The following is a 16,506-nucleotide window of genomic DNA, read 5'->3' on the forward strand; positions in this document are numbered from 1 at the left end:
ATGGGATATCACGATTACTCCAGTTTGATTGGGATCTTATTTTCTTGCAAGTCCCTTACAGCAGTATTTAGGCTTAATTTTAAATAGAAATTCAAATAAGACGCATTTTGTCGAAATGTGGGTGAAAGCTGAAAACTTAAGTAGACCATGTGTCGATCCAGAAATTAATGATTCTAGTTGTAATGTTTTTAATATACCGATTCCTGCTAGTTATCCGATTTTGCAAGAGATATACACAACTTCTTATACAGTCGCTAGTCAAGAACATTATCCTTGGACAGGTTTAGGTTACACCTATGATTGGGGAAATCCGAAAAAACCTCGTGAAGGAGCTAGTGAGTTTCTGATCGACGGAACTAAAGAAAAACCGATAGAAGTAGAAGTTGTTTCAGTTACAGCTACGAAAGAATATTGTAATAATCAATATTTAACGGTCAAAGATTAGAAATGAGCGCTAATGAAATATCTTGAAGGTAAAGTGGCTTTAGTAACAGGTGCTACGCGGGGAATTGGTAGGGGAATTGCCATTGGACTTGGTGAAGCAGGTGCAACTGTATACATCACAGGTCGCAGCCTCAACAACTCTTCCAGTGATGGGGTTTCAGGAAGTCTTAGTGAAACGAAATCAGCCATTGAGGAAGTCGGTGGTGTATGCATTCCCATCCAAGTAGACCACAGCGACGATGAGCAGGTACGTTTGCTTTTCGATCGCATTCAAGATGAGCAAAATGGCCAACTCGACCTACTGGTAAATAATGCTTACTCAGGAGTTCAGGCATTAAAAGACGCTCAGGGACAGCCCTTTTGGGATTGTGAACCAACTCTTTGGGATGCTAGCAACAACGTTGGTCTTCGGAGCCACTATGTTGCGAGTGTTTTTGCGGCTCGGATGATGACTAAGCGTAACTCTGGACTAATTTGCACTATTTCCTCGTGGGGTAGTATGTTTTATCTCTTTAATACAGTTTATGGTGTTGGCAAAGCAGCTTGCGATCGCCTAGCTGCTAATATGGCTGTTGAGTTAAAACCCCATAACGTCGCTTCTGTTTCAATTTGGCCGGGTATTGTTGGTACTGAGCTTTTTTCCCGTTTTGCTTCTGAAATGAATCAAACCAATGCTACTGACCAGAAGAACTCATTCATTAGCGATCGCTACAACTGGGAAACTCCTTTATTAACTGGACGAGCGATCGCTGCACTTGCTAGTGAGCCAAATCTTATAAACCGTACAGGACGTGTGCAGATTGTTGCCGAACTGGCTAAGAAATATAATCTTGTAGATGAAAATGGCCATCAGCCCGCATCCCTACGCTCTCTGCGTTTTGTACTACCAGCTGCATTGCCTGTACTGAGAAAGTATTCATGGCTCATACCTGATATTAAAGTGCCGTGGTCGCTGCTATTATTGAATACCCTGGGTTCGCCTAAAATTTAATGGGCATTGGGCATGGAGCCAGAAGAGACGCGTCTTAAATAATGCAACAATAAGTCTTTGAACTCCGTTAACGAGTGTTTGAACTAGATGAATCCACCTTTGAACTCCGTTAACGAGTGTTTGAACTAGATGAATCCACCTTTGAACTCCGTTAACGAGTGTTTGAACTAGATGAATCCACCTTTGAACTCCGTTAACGAGTGTTTGAACTAGATGAATCCACCTTTGAACTCCGTTAACGAGTGTTTGAACTAGATGAATCCACCTTTGAACTCCGTTAACGAGTATTTGAACTGGATGAATCCACCTTTGATACTCGTGAATCAAAATACCTTCAAAAACCTTGATGTATCCTTCCTGCTCACCTACTGCCTGCTCCCTTCAAAATAAGCAAATTTTGTCACCCCTTCACGAAACAAGCTGTTTGAGACCGTAAAACTTTGTATCCTGAATTAATAGGTCTTAAGAGTTCTTTTAAAACTGGTGCAAGAAGATTTTCGGTTAATTGTTGATTTAGTTTTAGTTCTAGGCGTTGCAGCTTGTGGCGGACTATTCGCGGCACTTTTGCAACAACCCGTGCTGCTGGGGTATCTCATTGGCGGGATAGTCGTTGGGCCAACGGGACTGGGATTGATTAAAGAACTGATTCAAGTAGAGACTCTGGCACAGTTCGGGGTCGCCTTTTTGTTATTCGCTTTGGGTGTGGAATTTTCCTTTGCGGAACTCAAGAAGGTAAAAGCGATCGCTCTTGGTGGAGGTGGACTCCAGATTGCTTTGACGATTTTGGTGACAGTTTTAGTATGCGGGTTAACCGGAGCCTGGGGAGCCTTACCTGCTAAGGGGATGTTTTTGGGGTGTATTCTGTCCCTGTCTTCCACAGCGGTTGTCCTCAAGTGCTTGATGGAGCGCAACGAAACAGAAACGCCCCACGGTCAGGTGATGCTGGGTATTTTGGTAGTACAGGACTTGGCACTAGGATTGATGCTAGCAGTCTTACCAGCCCTCAACCAACCAGCTGAAACTATTGGCATTGCCGTCCTAACAGCGCTAGGTTCGATTGCTTTATTTGCTGCTGGTGCGGTAGCTGCGGGGATTTGGCTGATACCGCCTTTGTTGCAACTGCTAGCCCGTACCGAAAGCAAAGAACTTTTTTTATTAGGAGTTGTAGCCCTATGTTTAGGCATTGCCCTGTTGACAGAGCATTTGGGACTATCGATTGAGATGGGGGCATTTGTCGCGGGTTTGATGATTTCTGAGGTGGAGTACGCCGACCAAACCCTGACTTATGTCGAACCACTGCGAGATATATTTGCCAGTTTATTTTTTGCCGCCATTGGGATGTTAATTGACCCAGTGTTTTTGTGGAACAACCTAGAATTGATTTTGGGGTTGGTGGCAATAGTTTTCGTCGGTAAATTTTTGATTATCACGCCCTTAGTAAAACTGTTCCGCTATCCTTTGAAAACAGCGATAATTGCCGGTTTAGGACTGGCGCAAATTGGGGAATTTTCCTTTGTTCTCGCTAGCGAAGGGCAGTCTTTGGGGCTAGTGTCCCGACAAATATACTTATTAATTTTGGGAACTACCGCAGTCACTCTCATGCTTACTCCTTTTGTACTGAGGTTAGTGCCATTTTTATTTAACTTTGCCGAATCAATGCCTTGGTTGAAACCATACTTAGAAGAAGATCAGGCGCGGGATGTGTCGGAAGATTTGCCCTTTAAAGACCATGTAGTAGTTTGTGGCTATGGGCGAGTCGGCAAGAATTTGGTGAAGTTGTTACTGCAACACGACCTACCTGTGGTGGTAATCGACCAATCGGAGAGTAGAATTCAGCAGTTGCGCGAGGCTAGGGTGTCTTATGTCTATGGTAATTGCGTAAGTTTACACGTTTTGGAAACTGCTGGGGTGAATCATGCCAAAGGAATGGCGATCGCACTCCCAGACCCCATGAGTACTCGTCTTTGCTTGAAACGCGCTTTGGAATTGTGCCCAGAATTAGATTTGGTTGTCCGTGCTACCCAGGATAAAAATATTGAGGTGCTGTATCAATTGGGAGCCAGGGAAGTTGTGCAACCAGAGTTTGAAGCCAGCTTAGAAATGGCAACCTATTTATTAACTGGCTTAGGCTTGTTGTCGTCAACTGTGGTACAACGAGAAATGCAGCAAATCCGCAACGATCATTATTTAGATTTGCGCCCAGAGCGTTCTGCGACTGAAGTGGCTCGTGATTTGCGCCAAGCCACCCGCGATTTAAATCAGCGCTGGTATCCTTTACCATCTAATTCGCCCTTAATTGGCATGAGTATAGAAGAGGCGGATATGCGCTATTTAACAGGAGTGAGTTTGATGGCAATTCGCCGCGCTAACGGCGATGAAATTGATTATCCCAATAATCAAACCAAATTGGCAGAAGGCGATCGCTTGCTAGTGGTGGGAGCAGATGAAGAACTAGGGGCTTTAGCAGAATTAGCTAAAGGACAAGCTGTTGTTCCTGGAGAAAATAGTGCTTGCCAGTGGGTTACAGTTAATGCAGATGCGCCAACACTAGGTAAAACCCTTAAAGATTTAGAGATCGGTAAGCAGTATGGAGTACAGGTACAGGCGATCCGGCGAGATGGTAAATTTATTCGCTATCCTGATGGCGGCATGGACTTGCGAATCGGCGACCAAGTATTATTATGTGGTGGCTTGACGGGTTTGAGTCAACTAGAACAGTTATTTGCGATCGCTAGTTCAGTACCCCTTTCGATCCCAATGGCGAAAGCTGGTGAGGTAGAAGCGCTCAAAGACTTTCTACCTACGGATAGTGTGACTGATTAAACTTTAAGACTCCGCAAGGTAAGCGACTCAATATAGCGATCGCGCCTTTGGGATGGTAGTGACTTGACTATTTGGGGTGCTTTTTCATATTCTTCTAGGATAATATTGCTTTTGATAATACCCAGATCCAAGATGTTCTCTCTGATGTGGACATGATCATGGATTGAGTAATTTGCAGCTCAGTTTCGGTAACAGTCCATCCGTAAGAGCTTAGGAGGATGTTTGAAAAGTGGTTGCGGTGTAAGGCGACAAATCAAGCTTGAGGACTGGCGATCTTTTGCCTTTGACTACTCTAAATTTTGATTCTCTTTTGCAGAAAAGTATTTAATGGAGTCATCTGCTTGATCTTTATCAATCGCAAAAGTTTTCGGTCTACTGAATTTGATTACCTTGTTTTATAACTGAATTTATCTAAAAATTGAGCTTTACTTTTTACAAATTTATTCTGTCTTTACAATACTTTTTCATCTCATATTTTCAGTTATCAGATACTTTGGTGATAATGATAATTACTGTAATGTATCCAAAATTATTTGTGAGCAAGCTTTTTAAGACTTAATGGCAAAAGTCAAATGAAGAGAAGCGACCACGAAACTTTCTTACGCGATAATCGTTATAAACTAAGAAAAACTACGTTTTTACATCGTTGTAGCTGTCTCTTTTGATCTTTAAAATATTACTGAAATTATACTTATAATGTTGTACACAAGTTTACGTATTATTACGAAAGTATCTGCTAATCTACTCTGTAAGCTTTTAGGACAGCCTAGTGTTAGTAATTTAGAAACTCAACTCCATGATAAACAAGTTCAAATTCAGCAGCTAGAAGAGCAAGAAAGGGCGCTTTACCGAGTTATTAGTAAAATTCGAGCTTCTCTTGAATTAGAAACAATTTTTCGTACAGCCACTAAAGAAACTTGCAAGTTACTCCGCGTCGAGCGGATTGCCGTTTATCGTTTCTATGAAAACTGGGGTGGAGAATTTGTCAGCGACTTTGAGTTTGCAGAGACAGGATGGGATGATGTAGAGACATTAGGAAAAAATACAGTTTGGAATGACTCTTATCTACAAGAACATCAAGGTGGACGGTATCGTAATAATGAAACTTTAATTGCTTCAGATGTCTACGCAGCAGGCTTGTCTCAATGCCATTTAGAAATTTTAGAACAGTTCCATATTCGAGCTTATGCAACTGCATCAATTTTTGTTGGAAAAAAACTGTGGGGAGTGCTTGCTGCTTATCAGCACTCACAGCCACATGAATGGAAACAATTAGAAATTCAGTTTCTGTCTCAGATTGCAACGCAGCTAGGATTTGCAGTTAAACAAGCAGAATTTTTAGCTCAAGCAGAACAAAAAGCAGCAGAACTGTATAAAGCGAATCAACAGCAGGATATTCTATTTAATTTAGTTGCTGAAATTCGTGAATCTCTGAATCTAGACACCTTGTTTAAGACTACTGTACGAGAAATTCGTAAGGCTCTCCGTAGCGATCGCGTCAGTATCTTTCGATTTGACCCGGAATCGAACTATACCTCTGGGGAATTTGTCTCTGAGAATGTATTACCTGACTACGATTCTACGATCGCCATCAAGGTAAAGGATGATTGTTTTGGTGAAAAATATGCAGTTGCTTATCACCAAGGGCGTATACAGGTAGTATCAGATGTTTATCAAGCTGGGCTAAAGGATTGCCACATTCAACTGTTAGAGCAATTTCAAATCAAGGCACAAATTGTTGCACCTCTAATGAAAGGAAAAACTTTATGGGGATTACTATGTGTTCATCAGTGCTATTGTTCACGCGAGTGGAAAAAGTCAGAAATTCAATTTATCCACCAATTAGCCGCTCAGTTTAATGTAGCTTTAGAACATTCTGAATTATTAGAGCAATTCCGCTCTCAAGCGAATCAACTTGCTCAAGCAAACCATGCTTTAGAACTAGCAAATTCTCAGCTAGAAAAACTTAGTAAGCTAGATGCTCTAACCCAAATCGCCAACCGTCATTGTTTCGATCAATTTTTAGAGCAGGAATGGAATCGACTAAAACTAAGTGAAAATTATTTATCTTTAATTATATTTGATATTGACTATTTCAAAGATTATAACGATTCTTATGGACATCTAGCTGGGGATGAATGCTTAATAAAAGTTGCTCATGCAGCACAATCTGTATTAAAGCGTCCTACCGATCTACTAGCTCGTTATGGTGGTGAAGAATTTATTGTCATTTTGCCAAATACGAACGAATCAGGTGCGATTAAAGTAACTAAATTGATTCAAAAATCTATTCAAGAATTAAAGATTACCCATAAGAAGAAGAATAACTTTCAATATTTTGTGACCGTCAGTTTAGGTGTTGCAATTCAAAGACCAACAGATGAAAGTTCATCTCAAGACTTAATTAACGCAGCCGATAAAGCTTTGTATAAAGCTAAAGAACAAGGACGCAATAGGTGGGTTTGTGCTGCAAAACTCTAAGTCCAGTGACAAAACAATTAAAAATATAAAATTAAAAATTAAAAATAGACAACTTTAGTTGTGGGCTTGTATCGCACAATAAATAAAGAATTGCTCCGAGATGCGAGGCGCAAGGCGTCTTTATTCAAAGCCCACGGCTTAAGCCGTGGGCTTGAATTTTTAATTTTTAATTCGAGTGAAGCAAGTGATGAAGCGATCGGTTGTGATTTTTCTGCCTCACTCCTAACTCACTTTCGGCTTGATGTAGGCGATCGCTTGTTTCCAAACGGTGATTTGCTGACTATTTTCATCCGCAATACAGATACACTGTGGATCTTGCCATAAAACCTTTCCTGTGAGTACATCCTGAGTCAGCAGCTTTAACTCTACTGGCGTTGTTTGTTTAATCAGGTTTTGGACTTGTCTAATACTGGGTAAAGTGGTGTCAAATTCGGTAAGCATTTTTAGTAAAGATGAACCTACAAGGCAAAATAAAGAGTAACTAATCCTTGATAATTCATCCTTGAAGAAATGGCAATCGAATTTACTAAGTATCATGGTCTAGGCAACGACTTTATTTTGATTGACAATCGCTCGTCATCTGTGCCTGTAGTGACTCCAGAGCAAGCCATCAAGTTGTGCGATCGCCACTTTGGTATCGGTGCTGATGGTGTAATTTTTGTCCTACCTGGAGAAAACGGCACTGATTACACCATGCGGATTTTTAATTCCGATGGTTCAGAACCAGAAATGTGTGGCAATGGCATTCGCTGTTTAGCTGGCTTTTTGGCAGACTTAGAAGGCGAATCCCGCAATCAAGACTCATATCGCATTCATACTTTGGGTGGTGTAATGACTCCCCAACTCTTATCTGATGGTCAAGTTAAAGTAGACATGGGTTTACCCAGGTTACTCGCTAGCGAAATTCCTACCACCCTTGCACCCGCCCAAGAAAAAGTCATTTCTCAGCCGTTAGAGGTAGCGGGGCAAATTTGGGATGTCACCTGTGTAAATATGGGAAATCCCCACTGCATTACTTTTGTGGAAGATGTAGCAGCAATTGAGCTAGAAACCATTGGGCCAAAATTTGAGCATCACCCAGTTTTCCCTCAACGCATAAATACCGAATTTATTCAAGTGGTACGCCGTGACTATTTGAAAATGCGGGTGTGGGAACGGGGTGCTGGGATTACATTAGCTTGTGGGACTGGTGCTTGTGCTTCTTTAGTAGCTGGTGTGTTAACCGGGAAATGCGATCGCACCGCAACTGTAGAATTACCTGGTGGCCCCTTACAAATTGAATGGTCAGAAATCGACCAACGGGTTTATATGACAGGCCCGGCTGAAAAGGTATTCACTGGGAAACTGTAACTGACTTAACAGTGGCATTACTCAAGTAGTAGTGCCATAAAAGCCTTGCAGCAACGGCTCGCCACGGTCGCCAGTGCTGTGTCATTGCTTCTAGTTGCACTGGTGTTGGACGGGTTGCCAAGTTTTTGAGTTTTTGGAAAGCGATCGCGATCGCTAAATCGCCTTTAGGAAAGATATCAGGACGTTGCAGCGCCATTAGCAAGTAAATATCAACTGTCCAGTCTCCTATACCTTTGAGACGCTTTAACTCAGTTCTGATAGTAGTTTCGTCCATTGTTTCCAGCTTGCTGAGGTCAAGCTGACCAGTTGCGATTGCCTGAGCCAATCCACGACAGTATAAAATCTTTTGCCGACTGAATCCAATCGCTCTTAATTGAGCATCATCTAATGTTAGAAAGGTTTCTGGTGTCAAAGTAACAATAACCCCACATAGTCGGGTAAATACGGCTTTTGCAGCCGCTAAAGAAACTTGTTGTTCCAAAATTATGCACAATAGCGTTACAAAACCCGGTTCTCTTGGCCATATCGGTGGAGGCCCTAATGTCTCTAAAATCCGAGCCAAATCGCTGTCAAGATTGGCAAGCACCATTAAACCACGGGTCAAACTTTCTTCAGTCAACGATTCTAATTCAGGTGTTTGAGTCATGTTTGTAAAATTTCGACTCTTGTGTAAGCAGTTTTTGTTTGCGCTCAATTCCCCAGTGATAACCACCAAGACTGCCATCACTCCGCAGCACACGGTGACATGGTACAATCAGCGCGATCGGATTAGCGCCACAAGCATTACCCACCGCGCGAACTGCTTGGGGTTTGTCAATATCACGAGCAATATCAGTGTATGTGCGGGTTTCGCTATATGGAATTTTCTGTAATGCTTGCCAAACCTGTTTCTGAAATGCTGTCCCACGGATATCAAGTGGTAAATCAAGATGTGCCTCGCCTCCTGCAATAAAGTCGAGGATTGCTTGTATCCAGTTTTTGTGTGTGCGATCATCACGCACGATCTGCGCTTGGTGAAATTCCTGCTTCAAAATGTGTTCAAGCTTGTCTGCTTCATCACCTAATTTTACGGCGCAGATACCCTTCTCTGTTGTTGCCACAAGCAAATATCCTAGTGAACATGGAGCGATCGCATAGACAATATTAATTGTTTTTCCAGCTTGTTGGTAAGTTTTTGGTGTCATTCCCAGTTGTTTAGGTGCTTTCTCATAAAGTTGACTACTTGAACCATACCCCGTATCGTAAACTGCATCAGCAATTTCTTCCCCCGACTGAAGACGCTGTTTCAATCGTTGGCTACGCAGCGCATCTGCATATTGAAAAGGGGATACGCCAATTATCTGCTTAAATATTCTTTGTAGGTAGCTGGGACTCATTTCCACCTGAGAGCATAATTCCGAGAGGGTTGGAATGTGGTCAACTTGTGATTCAATATATCGACATACTGCTAAGATTTTGGCTGTATTTGGAACTATTTCAGATTGTGGCTGACAGCGCTTACAAGGTCGAAAACTTGCAATTTCAGCATCTTGTACCGACTGGAAGAAACAAACTTGATTCCGATTCGGTCTGCGACTAGGGCAAATAGGTCGGCAATAAATGCCTGTAGAGCGAACACCATAGAAAAACTTGCCTTCAAAAGCGGAGTCTCGATTGAGAACTGCTTCCCATAGTGTTTCTTCCAAGACTGGTGTTTGTTGTAATTGCATTGATGCCTCCTTCAATATATTTTTTATTAAAGAATTCATTTGTTTTTAGCACCCCACTATCAATGACAACTAGATCCGCAAAGATCAGCATGATGCTGGTGAATATTCACCTAAGATAAACATAACCGTTCACAATAATGAACAAAGTGATGATAATACATCGTTGAGTGAGATCATGCACAGTTTAAGTCTACGCAAAACACAAGAAGCTGATCTCGATTATGTTCTGCAAACCGAGTATGATGATGATAATCGACAGTACATCATTCCTTGGTCATATCAACAGCACCTTCAAGCGATCGCTGATTCTGATATTGCTCATCTGATTGTGCAAACAGAAATAAAAATTGGTTACGTTATTTTGGCTGGACTGCTTAATTTAAATCAGAGTATTGAGTTTCGTCGCATTGTCATCACACAAAAAGGGCAAGGTTATGGCAAAGACACTGTTGAAATAATTAAGAAATTGGTGTTTGAGACATACAAAGCACATCGGTTATGGTTGGATGTTAAAGAGCAAAATCATCGCGCTCAGGCTGTCTACAAAGGTGCTGGTTTTGTTGTCGAAGGAAAGCTACGCGAATGTCTAAAATCAGAAAATGGTTATGATTCCCTGATTATTATGTCCGTTTTACGACCTGAATATGAAAGACTGGCTAGTGCAGCAAAAAATGGTGGGTTTTCCTCCTAACCTCTGTGGCTCGATTGAGGGTTCGCCGAACGTCCTCCTGCCTTTCTTGATAAAAAAGATCGAGCCTTCCCATAATACAGAAACTATCCACTCCTAAAAACCCATCGTTAATTTCTCCATGTTGGTAAATCTATTCATGTTCTAAATGAGAATAGATTAGCTGTATCGAGAAACTACTTTCTATCTGATTGTTGCGATCAAAGTCGGCTCGGTTTACTGCAACTAAGGCTAAACGATATGAAGTGCGGTGCCTGCGGTATTCTCGTTGCTGCATCTACGCCCGTCGTAGACATCGCATTTAATTTCCGAAAATAATTTATGATAATTATGCAAGTGTTGTACTATATGCGAACTATTCACAAAATTTCCACCAAATCTAAAACAAATCCTGGCAAAACATCTTCTCCCGATAGAGTTTTAGGACTTTGTAAAATCTCAACTTCTCGATTAGGACGATAAATTTCTACCTGCTGCTGTCCTCTATTAATTAACCAGCCTAATCTAGCGCCATTCTCCATATAATATTCCATCATTTTGGCTTGCGTTTTTTCTAAGGAATCACTTGGAGACATTAACTCAACCACAAAATCGGGACACAAAGGAGCAAATCTTTCTTTTTCTGCTTCACTTAAAGCATTCCACCGTTCCATTTTCACCCAGGAAGCATCTGGAGAACGCTCTGCACCGTTGGGAAGTTTGAAACCACCAGAAGAGTCAAAGGATTTACCTAGTTTATTTTGACGACTCCAAGCTCTTAATTGATAAGTTAAATCGGCATTACGGTCACTAGTATTACTCCCCGTAGGTGGCATAATAATTAATTCCCCTGAAGCTGTCCGCTCAAACTTTAAGTCTCGATTATTTTGACAAAGCTGAAAAAATTGCTCGTCAGTCAAGTCGATATTTAATTCGAGTGTAGGAGGTAAACTGACGGTGGTAGTATTCATGTTATCAGTTTTGATGGAAGCAATATATCTATTCTAGTAGATAGTTATTGTTCCTAAAATCAGGGTTTGTTTTTCAAGGATATGAGAATAAGCTGATGTGCAGATAATCTTACGCAAAGACACCAAGATGCTATTTGAACGACGATTAGCTGACTACAAAATTTTATTAATTAATCACCTATTAGATATTTCTCTAAATTAGTTATTATCTATAACCCTTGTAGAGACGTAGCAGTGCTACATCTTTACATTCTCTTTGCATTCCTTTGCGTTTAAAAAAGCTACGAATTTATGCAAAACTGTACTTAGTGTTCAGAAAAGGATGAAACCTTTGCCTCAAAGTGACTCAGCACTCCTGAACTGATTCGCTCTTTGACAAATGGTTCACCCGATTGGGTGAATGCGATCGCAGCATCCAGAACTACTCTGAAAGTAGAGCCACTTTTTTGCTGTTAGTGATCTCGCTGACAGCTAAAAAACTTTTACAATGGCTATGATTGCCTTGAATATTATGCCAATTGCTTATATATCAAAGGGTCTAAGAGTGGATGAAATTGTCAAATCAGTGCATAAACCAGATTTTCTACCAGAGAAGATCCCTCTGTTGGAAACAATTGCTGCCAATTTACCGGGGATGATTTTCCAAATTCTGCAACGGCAAGATGGTTCTATATTTATCCCTTATATTAGTTCTGGTTGTAAATATTTGTATGAATTAGAACCAGAAGCTGTACAGGCAGACTTTCAGGTGTTATACAAACTGATTCATCCACAAGATATAAAAGCTTTTACAGAATCTATTGCTGTTTGTCGTACTACTCTTACACCTTGGCATTGGGAAGGTCGGATTGTTACGCCTAGTGGCAAACTTAAATGGATTCAAGGTACTTTACAACCCGAATTACAAGCAGCAGGCGATTTTCTTTGGCATGGCTTGCTTATGGATATTACAGACCGAAAACAAGCCCAAGAAAAATTGCAAGAGAGTGAGGCACGGTATAAAGCAATTTTAGATGCTATCCCCGATTTGATGTTTCGCATCAGCCGCGATGGCGAGTATCTAGATTTGAAAAGTGAGGGCGCAAATATCACTCTATCGAGAGAAGAAATAGTTGGAAAAAATTTGCAAGAGTTATTGCCGAGTGATGTTGCAGCCATTAGCCAAGTAGCGATCGCTAAAACTTTAGATTCTGGAACTTTACAAACTTGTGAATATCAACTAGCAACATCTTTGGGAATCAGAGATTATGAGGCGCGGTTGGTAGTGAGTGGCGCAGATGAAGTACTAGCAATTGTCCGAGACATCACAGATCGTAAACAAGGAGAAGTCGCCTTACAAAATCTTGCCCAAAAATTCGCTAAAGCTTTTAGTTGCAGCCCCGATTCAATTACGATTAGCACGCTGCAAGAAGGACGCTTTATCGAAGTTAACGACAGTTTTGTAAATCTTTCAGGTTATGGGCGAGATGAAGCAATTGGTAAAACTTCTTTTGAGTTAAATCTTTGGTTACACGATCGCGATCGCCTAAACTTAGTGCAAGAGTTGCAAAGCACGGGAGTCGCTCGTAACTTAGAAGTTGAATTTCGGCAAAAATCTGGTGAGATAATTACAACGCTCCTTTCAGCCGAAGTCATTGATTTGAATGGTATTCCTGCCATTTTAGCAGTGCATCACGACATTACAGAACGCAAACAGGTAGAAGCACAATTACGCTTTTGTGCGCAACGCGATCGCTTGTTGGCAGAAACCCTAGTGCGAATTCGGTCTTCGCTTAACTTAAAGGAAATTCTTCAAACCACCGTGACAGAAGTTAGGCAATTTCTCCAAGCAGATCGGGTTTTCATTGGTTTAAATAATACCAATTTAGGAGTCAGAACTCTTGCCGAATCAGTAGATCCCAAATATCCATCAGTCTCAGGTTGGTCTACTAATGATGAAGCTTATCTACAAGAATTAAAAAACTTACTAAAAGATAATCTTGTGCGTGTCGTTGAAGACGTAACGCAAATGACAGTATCTCCCAAAGTCAAAGCGCACTTTCAAAAATTCCAAACGAAAGCGACTTTGACTGTACCAATTATGCTAGGTAATGAATTATTTGGCGCATTAATTGCCAATCAATGCTCAGGGACGCGTCATTGGCAGCCAATAGAAATTGATTTGTTACAGCAGATGTCAGAACAGGTAGCGATCGCGATTCAACAAAGCCAGATATGCCAAAAGCTAGCAGAACTCAACACTAATTTAGAACACCAAGTCCAAGAACGGACAGCACAGTTACAGCAGAAAATGCAAGAAGTTGAAGAATTGCATCGCGTCAAAGATGTTGTTTTGCATACAGTTGCCCACGATTTACGAACTTCCGTGATGGGTAACTTGATGGTGTTAAAGAATTTGTTAAATCAGGGGCAGGGAAGCAGGGGAGCAGGGGAGCAGGGGAGCAGGGGGGAAATTACAGCAAGTCTTTCTCCTGTGCCCCCCATCCCCTCTGCCCCTCTGCCTCTTTCCCATGCCCCATACCCCATGCCCCATGCCCAATCCCCTATTCCAATATCTCGCTCAATCATCGAGCGAATGATTCAGGGCAACGATCGCCAACTGACGATGATTAACTCCTTGCTAGAAATTAATTCCTGTGAAAAACAGGGTATTGAGATCAACATCGAACCTGTGCAATTTAGCACTCTACTGGGAGGAACATTAGTCCAGTTGGAACCCATGCTGACACAAAATCAAGCGACTTTGAAGAACTTGGTTCCCGCAGACTTACCGTTAGTAATGGCAGATGGGACTCGATTGCAGAAAGTTTTGGTAAATTTAATCGCACATGGCTTGCAGAATAATCCACCAGGATTAAATTTTACCCTGAGTGCCACCATTGAGGGCGGAATGATTCGCACTCACATTCAAGATGACGGTGTGGTAATGAGTAAAGTAGAGTGCGATCGCCTCTTCGATCTCCATGTCCGCGATCCTCAAGATTGCTGCTCTACAAGCATTGGCTTAAAAATGTACCTTTGTCGGAAAGTTATTAAGGCGCATGGCGGCGAAATCGGTGTTATGAGTAACCGCAAGCGTGGATTAACTTTCTGGTTTACACTACCTCTGTTGACTTCATCCGCAACAAATCGCCCATAAATCACCAAAAAATGAGAGGGTGTTATTTATGGCAATGTTGAGTAAAGGAAACACCCTCAAGGTATGGGCAAAGTTGCTCGGATGCTAATGGCTACTCCATTTACAACAGTGCAAAGGTGGTGGAGAAAAACCTTTTCTGCACCAACAACAGATGAAATCACTACTCTTTACAGAGCTTGGCGTAACCGTTTTTTGTGGCAGAGATTACGTTTATGGTTATGGCTGGCGCTGATTTGTCTATTGTCTTTTACTTTGCGAGACATTTACAGCTTGTTTTTTCCTTTTGCAGAGTTGCAGCAACTACCAGAACAACTTAGAACTCAACGCATTGTAATTAATGTTGCAATGCTTGCAACATTAATTATTTGCTTTGCCTTACATAAAACTAAATTAGGTCGTCATCGTCCAGATTTATTATTTTTAGGGTCTTCTTGGTCAATTAGTTTAGCATCACAGTTGTTTGCAACCATCAGAGGTTTCGCATTACCCGATACCATCGGCTGGTCGCTGCTGTTCTTGAGCCAAGCTGTGTTGATGCCTGTCTGCTGGATTCTTCACTTGCTGACTCAAGTAAGTGTGCTGATTTACTATTTTGGTGTGAATACAGCACTTGGGCTAAAAACACCAATCCCCGACCATCCAGGAATATATAATGTAACGTTCATTTTATACATTTTTTGGTTTTGTACTATATGTGACATCGGTGTTTATCTGTACGATCGCCTGCAACGTTCTGAATTTTTCGCCCGTCAAGAACTGGAATCTGCCTACCAAAAACTCAAGGTTGCCGAAGCTAAATATCGCAGTATTTTTGAAAACGCTGTTGAAGGGATTTTTCAAAGCAGTCCCGATGGACATTACATTACGGCAAATCCTGCTTTAGCGAGGATTTATGGCTACTCCTTAGCGCAGGAGGTGACAGCAAATTTCACTGATATTGAACAATTGTACGTTGATCCAAACCGCCGGGCAGAATTTGTACGCCTGATGGAAAAGTATGGCAGTGTTTCCGAGTTTGAGTCCCAAATTTATCGCCAAGACGGGAGTATTGTCTGGATTTCCGAAAAAGCCTACGCAGTCCGTGACGAACAGGGAAAATTGCTTTACTACGAAGGTTTGATTGAAGACATTACCCAGCGCAAGCAAACTGAAGAAGAACTACGAGTATTTTTCCATGCAGTTTCCCACGACTTACGCAACCCAGTACTAGGTACTTTAATGGTGCTGAAGAATTTGCTTGCACGTTCAGAGGCAAATATTACGATTTCCCGCTCAATTTTAGAGCGGATGATTCAAAGTAGCGATCGCCAACTGAACTTAATTAATTCGTTAATGGAAACTCATATCAGCGAGGTGCAAGGTGTTGTTTTACAACGTCAAGCCGTACAATTACTGACAGTTGTCGAAGCTGCGATCGCCGATTTAGAGCCATTGCTAGAGCAAAATCAAGCCAAGCTCACAAATCTGGTTTCCGCAGATTTGCCATTAGTAAATGCCGATCTAACGCAACTATGGCGAGTTTTTTCTAACTTAATTGTTAATGCTCTGAAACATAATCCCCCTGGATTGCTCTTGACAATCAATGCTACCCATGAGGGTGAAATGATTTATTGTACTGTTAGTGATAACGGCGTGGGAATTAGTCAACAACAAAGCGATCGGCTTTTTGACCTTTACTTTCGGGGTACAAGTATCGGCAATTCTGTAAGTTTAGGATTAGGATTGTATCTGTGTAAGCAAATTATCCATGCTCACGGCGGCGAAATCGGTGTAAACAGTGAATTGGATGCAGGGGCAACATTTTGGTTTACCTTACCAATTATTAGCCCATTTACAGAGTGAAGTTGCTAATTAAACCTTTTTGTTATCAAAAGCATTTTTTTACGAATCAGAAACACAAGTCCCAATACAATATTTGTAAGCATCTATAA

At 41.5% G+C, this 16,506-nt stretch carries 12 protein-coding genes; 8 read left to right on the top strand and 4 right to left on the bottom strand.

Annotation, left to right across the window (positions count from 1 at the left end; all coding sequences use genetic code 11):
• The first annotated feature begins 121 nt into the window (after window positions 1-121).
• The 4 genes from HWQ40_RS17790 to HWQ40_RS17805 all read left to right on the top strand — a co-directional run bounded on the left by HWQ40_RS17790 (window position 122) and on the right by HWQ40_RS17805 (window position 6,739).
• Window positions 122-445: a hypothetical protein gene (locus HWQ40_RS17790; protein ID WP_366934001.1), complete on the top strand. Its 324-nt coding sequence runs from the start codon at window positions 122-124 to the stop codon at window positions 443-445.
• Between the two features lie 12 nt (window positions 446-457).
• Complete coding sequence (locus HWQ40_RS17795; protein ID WP_292779982.1) at window positions 458-1,435, top strand: SDR family NAD(P)-dependent oxidoreductase; 978 nt, start codon at window positions 458-460, stop codon at window positions 1,433-1,435.
• A 483-nt stretch (window positions 1,436-1,918) separates the two neighbouring features.
• Window positions 1,919-4,258, top strand: a complete 2,340-nt coding sequence (locus tag HWQ40_RS17800; RefSeq protein ID WP_292779984.1) for a cation:proton antiporter — start codon at window positions 1,919-1,921, stop codon at window positions 4,256-4,258.
• Between the two features lie 696 nt (window positions 4,259-4,954).
• A complete protein-coding gene (locus tag HWQ40_RS17805; protein ID WP_292779986.1) occupies window positions 4,955-6,739 on the top strand; it encodes a diguanylate cyclase in 1,785 nt (594 codons plus the stop codon).
• Between the two features lie 222 nt (window positions 6,740-6,961).
• Here HWQ40_RS17805 and HWQ40_RS17810 read toward each other — a convergent pair whose 3' ends face one another.
• Window positions 6,962-7,180, bottom strand: a complete 219-nt coding sequence (locus tag HWQ40_RS17810) for an RNA-binding protein hfq (RefSeq protein ID WP_292779988.1) — start codon at window positions 7,178-7,180, stop codon at window positions 6,962-6,964.
• A 69-nt stretch (window positions 7,181-7,249) separates the two neighbouring features.
• Here HWQ40_RS17810 and dapF point away from each other — a divergent pair, with 69 nt between their 5' ends.
• Complete coding sequence (gene dapF / locus HWQ40_RS17815) at window positions 7,250-8,089, top strand: diaminopimelate epimerase (RefSeq protein ID WP_292779990.1); 840 nt, start codon at window positions 7,250-7,252, stop codon at window positions 8,087-8,089.
• On the opposite strand, the gene HWQ40_RS17820 is transcribed toward dapF, so the two are convergent.
• The gene (locus HWQ40_RS17820; protein WP_292779992.1) at window positions 8,073-8,735 is read right to left on the bottom strand and encodes a DNA-3-methyladenine glycosylase; all 663 of its coding nucleotides are present in this window, start codon (window positions 8,733-8,735) and stop codon (window positions 8,073-8,075) included. The genes dapF and HWQ40_RS17820 overlap by 17 nt on opposite strands.
• Complete coding sequence (gene ada / locus HWQ40_RS17825) at window positions 8,719-9,798, bottom strand: bifunctional DNA-binding transcriptional regulator/O6-methylguanine-DNA methyltransferase Ada (protein ID WP_292779994.1); 1,080 nt, start codon at window positions 9,796-9,798, stop codon at window positions 8,719-8,721. The genes HWQ40_RS17820 and ada overlap by 17 nt, the downstream gene beginning before the upstream one ends.
• A 175-nt stretch (window positions 9,799-9,973) precedes the next feature.
• Between ada and HWQ40_RS17830 the strand changes: the two genes are divergently transcribed.
• Window positions 9,974-10,489: a GNAT family protein gene (locus HWQ40_RS17830; RefSeq protein ID WP_292779996.1), complete on the top strand. Its 516-nt coding sequence runs from the start codon at window positions 9,974-9,976 to the stop codon at window positions 10,487-10,489.
• A gap of 356 nt (window positions 10,490-10,845) precedes the next feature.
• Here the strand turns inward: HWQ40_RS17830 and HWQ40_RS17835 are convergent, their stop codons facing one another.
• A complete protein-coding gene (locus HWQ40_RS17835; protein WP_292779998.1) occupies window positions 10,846-11,436 on the bottom strand; it encodes a Uma2 family endonuclease in 591 nt (196 codons plus the stop codon).
• A gap of 487 nt (window positions 11,437-11,923) precedes the next feature.
• Here HWQ40_RS17835 and HWQ40_RS17840 point away from each other — a divergent pair, with 487 nt between their 5' ends.
• Window positions 11,924-14,575 carry a PAS domain S-box protein gene (locus tag HWQ40_RS17840; RefSeq protein WP_292780000.1) on the top strand — a complete coding sequence of 884 codons (2,652 nt, stop codon included), beginning with the start codon at window positions 11,924-11,926 and terminating at the stop codon, window positions 14,573-14,575.
• Between the two features lie 87 nt (window positions 14,576-14,662).
• Window positions 14,663-16,417, top strand: coding sequence for an ATP-binding protein (locus tag HWQ40_RS17845; protein WP_292780002.1), 1,755 nt, complete (start codon window positions 14,663-14,665; stop codon window positions 16,415-16,417).
• The last annotated feature ends 89 nt before the right edge of the window (window positions 16,418-16,506 follow it).

This window comes from Nostoc sp. NMS9, from assembly GCF_017114995.1.
GTDB lineage: Bacteria > Cyanobacteriota > Cyanobacteriia > Cyanobacteriales > Nostocaceae > Nostoc.